The sequence below is a fragment of the Conservatibacter flavescens genome, from assembly GCF_002795425.1.
Classification (GTDB): Bacteria; Pseudomonadota; Gammaproteobacteria; order Enterobacterales; family Pasteurellaceae; genus Conservatibacter; species Conservatibacter flavescens.
Genome location: NZ_PHHA01000045.1, coordinates 1 through 5243, shown reverse-complemented (window position 1 = coordinate 5243; position 5243 = coordinate 1). Strand labels below are relative to the sequence as shown.

2 protein-coding genes are annotated in these 5243 nt (G+C 51.6%); both read right to left on the bottom strand.

Annotation, left to right across the window (positions count from 1 at the left end; genetic code table 11):
• Positions 1-4916 (bottom strand): ESPR-type extended signal peptide-containing protein (locus CVP05_RS12480; protein ID WP_100289887.1); only part of this gene is annotated, 4916 nt, incomplete at its 3' end.
• A gap of 125 nt (positions 4917-5041) precedes the next feature.
• Positions 5042-5243: hypothetical protein (locus tag CVP05_RS12740; RefSeq protein ID WP_207761373.1), on the bottom strand; the 202-nt coding region annotated here is incomplete at its 5' end.

Sequence of the window (5243 nt, the reverse complement as noted above, 5' to 3'; positions counted from 1 at the left end):
CCTTTCTCGCCTTGCGGGCCAGCAGCGCCAGTAGCACCGGTATCGCCTTGAGGGCCGGCTGCGCCAGTTGCACCGGTATCGCCTTTGTCTCCTTGCGGACCTGCAGCGCCAGTTGCACCGGTGTCTCCTTTCTCACCTTGAGGGCCTGCTGCGCCAGTCGCACCGGTGTCACCTTTCTCCCCTTGAGGTCCTGCTGCGCCGGTTGCGCCGGTATCGCCTTTCTCGCCTTGTGGGCCGGCTGCGCCAGTTGCACCAGTATCGCCTTTCTCACCTTGAGGTCCAGCTGCGCCAGTTGCACCGGTGTCACCTTTCTCACCTTGCGGGCCGGCTGCGCCAGTTGCACCGGTATCGCCTTTGTCTCCTTGCGGACCTGCAGCACCAGTTGCACCGGTATCACCTTTCTCACCTTGTGGGCCAGCTGCGCCAGTTGCACCAGTATCGCCTTTGTCTCCTTGTGGTCCAGCTGCGCCAGTTGCGCCGGTATCGCCTTTACCCCCTTGCGGGCCGGCTGCACCAGTTGCACCGGTTGCACCTGTGTCGCCTTTGTCTCCTTGCGGGCCAGCAGCACCAGTTGCACCAGTATCGCCCTTAGGACCTTGATCGCCCTGATCACCTTTCGGACCTTGTGGACCTGCCGCGCCGGTTGCACCTGTGTCACCTTTCTCGCCTTGCGGGCCGGCTGCGCCAGTATCGCCTTTGTCTCCTTGTGGGCCAGCTGCACCAGTGGCACCGGTATCGCCTTTCTCGCCTTGTGGGCCGGCTGCACCAGTTGCACCGGTATCACCTTTCTCCCCTTGAGGTCCAGCTGCACCGGTTGCACCGGTGTCGCCTTTCTCGCCTTGCGGGCCGGCAGCGCCAGTTGCACCGGTATCACCTTTCTCCCCTTGAGGTCCAGCTGCACCGGTTGCGCCGGTATCGCCTTTCTCGCCTTGTGGGCCGGCTGCGCCAGTTGCACCGGTATCGCCTTTCTCCCCTTGAGGTCCTGCTGCGCCAGTTGCACCGGTATCGCCTTTCTCGCCTTGTGGGCCAGCAGCACCAGTTGCACCAGTATCGCCTTTGTCTCCTTGTGGTCCTGCTGCGCCAGTTGCGCCGGTTGCACCTGTGTCGCCTTTGTCTCCTTGTGGACCAGCTACGCCAGTTGCACCGGTGTCGCCTTTCGGACCTTGCGGACCAGCTGCGCCAGTTGCGCCTGTGTTGCCTTTCGGGCCTTGAGGGCCGGTGGCGCCGTCTTTAATGGTTGTGGTGGTGATTTCGTTAGCGCTGATTACGCCATCACCGTTTTTATCTACCCCAATTCGAATGGTGTGAGTGCCGTTATTATTGTTTACCACTTCTGCAGTTGGATTGCGTAATACGGTTGTGGTGGTTACGCCATTTTCATCGGTGAACTTGATGGAATAGGAACCGTCTTTATTGTTCGTTACCGTCGTTTTAGAGGCGCTAATGGTAATTTGGCGTACACCGTTTGCGTCTGTGCTGCCGGTGACTTTGGCGCCGTGAATGCCGGTAAAGTTAACTTGGTTGGCGTTGCGTACATCGTCGGCATAATTATTACCATTGGCTGAAACCACCCACCCTAGTTTACGTAAGTCGCCGACGGTTACCGCTTGGCTTTCTTTAATATTGCTGGCGTATAAATCCGCTAAGCCGTTATAGGCGTTATTAATGGCGTTGCTGCCTGTGGTGCCGGTGTTGGCTAAAAGTGCGGTCGGTAAATTGCCACTTTTTGCGGTATAAGTGCCGGTTCCATTAGCTACATTGGTTAAGCGCATTGGGCTGGTAGTGAGGCCGGATCCGTTGCGCATAGAAGCAATGACTTGGTTAGCAGGCACTTCTTGAGACTTATCCGCTTCGCCGGTTTGTGGGTTACGTTTATAGAATTTATCCCCTATTTTAATTAAACGTTCCCCTGCGGCATTGGTATAGACCACGGGCAATTGTTCTTGAGCGGCTTGATTAACAAGATAAAGCTGAGAACCGTTTATCGCATCCGTTGAGGTAGCGGAAACAAGGCCTGCGGCCACATTTTGAATACGGCGTTCATTGCCTACACTGCCGACGGCTACCGCGCCGTTTGCGGTATGCCCTGCGTAGTCTGTTGCGCTATAGGCGTTGGTGACTTTAGCGGTCGCGCCCCCTGTATTTTGGTTGGCTACCGCGCTTACACTGGCTTTATCGCCCAAATAGACGGAATTGGCGACCGTTGCCTGAATATCGTTACCGAATACTTGGCTATTTGCAGCTGTGGCTTGAACGGCATTTCCCATAACAAAGGTATTCGTCGCGTTGTCGGATAAGGTGTTGTTATTTCCTAAAGAATAGGCCTTATCGCTATTAACGCTACTATCACTACCGATTGCGGTGGATTGGTTACCAAATGCTTGGGACCTAACACCAATTGCGATACTTTTTTCAGTTTCAGGGATCCACTTAGCGTTAACTATCTCAGAGTAACCAAACCTTTCTTGGCCTTGAGCATCAACCCATTTTCCTTTTCCTGCGATTGAATGCAAACCCATTGCAATAGCATGATCACCGGCGCTTATCGCAGAGCCAATACTCGTTGAATAATTCCCCAAAGTAGATGACCACCTACCGATTGAAACTCCTACTTCCCCAACAACCAAAGCACTAGAACCTATCCCTACTGAGTCATAACTTTTAACACGGGCTAAATTCCCCATAGCAATACTCTGGTGACCTAAAACGTGACTTCGTCCAATAGCTATTCCAGAAGAGAGATCAGCCTTAGCATGAGCACCCAAAGCAATACTCAGATTATCGTTAGCCTGCGCTCCGAATCCTATTGCTATAGTTTGCCCGCTCAGCCCCTCTCCTGCAACTGAATTAGCCCCAATTGCAATAGAAGCCGCTCCTAAAGCTTTTGGGCCAAAAGGGGAATCAATTTTGCTGTTAATTATAGTATAGCGACTCCCCAACGCCACCGCTCCTGTTGCCAAGGCCTGAGCCCCTACCCCAATGGCTATCGCATTTTCACTACTGTCCTTCCCTACTATATTGATAGCACCATCGTTATTATAGTTAGGGGCGGTACTATCTTTATTGTTAATACTGACATAATGGATATTTGAGCCTGTGCCGGTGTTTGTCGCTGTTGAAAGGTTATTAATTTGATTGGTGAGGTTGGTAATACTGGTATTTAGGCCGTGCAGTTGCGCGCCATTGACGGCGTCCTTAGAGGTGGCGTTTACAATGCCGTTGGCCACATTGGTGATTTTTTTATTTCCGGCGTTAATCCCTGTGGTGAGTACGCTTGGGCCATTGCTAATGGTCAGACCGTTAGTATTCAAGGTGGTGTTGCCGGTTCTGACTGAGGTAAGGTTGAGATTAGGATTTAAGGCTAATTGAACCCCTGCGGTTTGGGTGGTGCTGGTGATATTGCTATCCCCTTTTACTCGAATCTCGCTGCCTAAGGCAAAGGTGTTGGTATTGCCGGTTGTGCCGCCAAATTTCACGCCTTTATTGGCAGTCGCTTGACTTTGTTGCGCCACCGTTTGCACCGCATAGAGCTGTGAACCGTTCACCGCATCCGTAGAGGTCGGCAAGACTAAGCCCGCAGCCACATTTTGAATACGGCGTTCATTGCCCGCGCTGCCGACGGTTACTGCGCCTTTGGCCGTATGTCCTGCGTAGTCGGTTGAGCTGTTTGCGTTATTAACTTTGCCTGTGGCGCCGCCTGTTAGAGTGTTTGCGGCTTGGGTTACACTAGAGGCCGCGCCGAGATAAACAGAGTTTGCTACATTGCCTGTAATGCTATTCCCTATGGCCACGGTTCCTAAGGCGCTGACTTTATTATTCGTACCAATGGCGATACTCTGATTCCCTGTTACTTGGGCGTTAAGGCCCATGGCAATAGATGACGTGCCGGTTGATACACTATTTGAGCCAATGGCAGTGGCATTTTGCCCTGAGGCTTTGGCTTGAAAGCCTTGAGCTAAACTGTTTATGTTAGAGGCTATGGCTTGACGTCCTAAGGCTAATGCGCTGTTGCCTGCTGCTTGTGCGCGTAAACCGAATGCGCTTGAGCTATGGCCGGTGGTTTGTGCATCAAACCCTACTGCGGTACTATAATCCCCGGCCGCTTTGGAATTCACCCCAATTGCCGCGCCATAGGTTTTTTCCGACTTCGCTAGTGTACCGATGGCAATCCCGTTTTCAGCCACCGCCAAAGACTTCGCCTCTCGTCCCAATACAATACTATTTTTCCCTTGTGCATGAGACAGCTTCCCCATTGATAATGACGCTTCGCCTTCAGCATTTGCCTCCCTACCGATGGCTGCAGCGCTTGTTCCCTGACTTTTGGTGAGAATACCGATAGCCACGCTTTCAGACCCCGTTACTTGGGTTCCCGCTCCGATGGCAATAGCATTATCGCTTTTTGCTTGTGTGAATACCCCGATAGACACGGAGGCATTCCCTTGTGAATCTGTGGTGCGACCAAGGGCAATACTGCCCATCCCCGTTGCTTGAGCGGTCATACCGATTGCTATCGACGGATTAATCTTGTCTCCGTCCATTTTCGCAGACGTTGCCACCGCGCCTCGCCCAATGGCAATGCCCTCGTTATCTGCCGTAGCGGCTATTTTTCTATTTTTTATTTCTATAATTCTTCCATCGGAAAGGGTTATTTGGTCGTTATAAGTGCCTGGCGTGGTATCCTCTGCCCGTGATATGGCTACGCCCGCCGCCAATAGCGGCTGAGGCGCGTAGAAAGCCAACAGGGTTAAGGCGAGTACAGTCGGCTTAAACTTGGCAGGGTGTGTATGGGTGCGGCCACGGCTTGTGACAAGCGTATTCTGCTCAGCTTTGCTTTTTCCTTTGGTTTTTGTCAATTCTGAGACCACGACAAAAGCCTGCTGTGCGACACTCCAGATAATACGATAGATTTTGTTCATATTGAGTCCTTAAGTGAAAATAAATAACAAATTGGGCGAAGAACGCCCAGTGGATAAAAAACAAAAAAACTTAAGGCTGAACTCAGGAAGAAAAAACTCAGCTCGGGCTTAAGTTTTTTCTGGGTTTAGGGTCTGACAAACAGAAAAAGGGAGGCGGAAATCAATAAGAATAGGTCACCATAGGGAAATGGGTTATAAAGTGCGGTAAAAAATGCAAAAGAATTGAATAAAAATGGGTAAAAAGAGAAAGAAGCAAAAGCGGAGAGAAATAAAAAATGGCTTAATCCAAAAGGCAAAATTTTAGCAGGCTGTGCTGTGCTGTGCTGT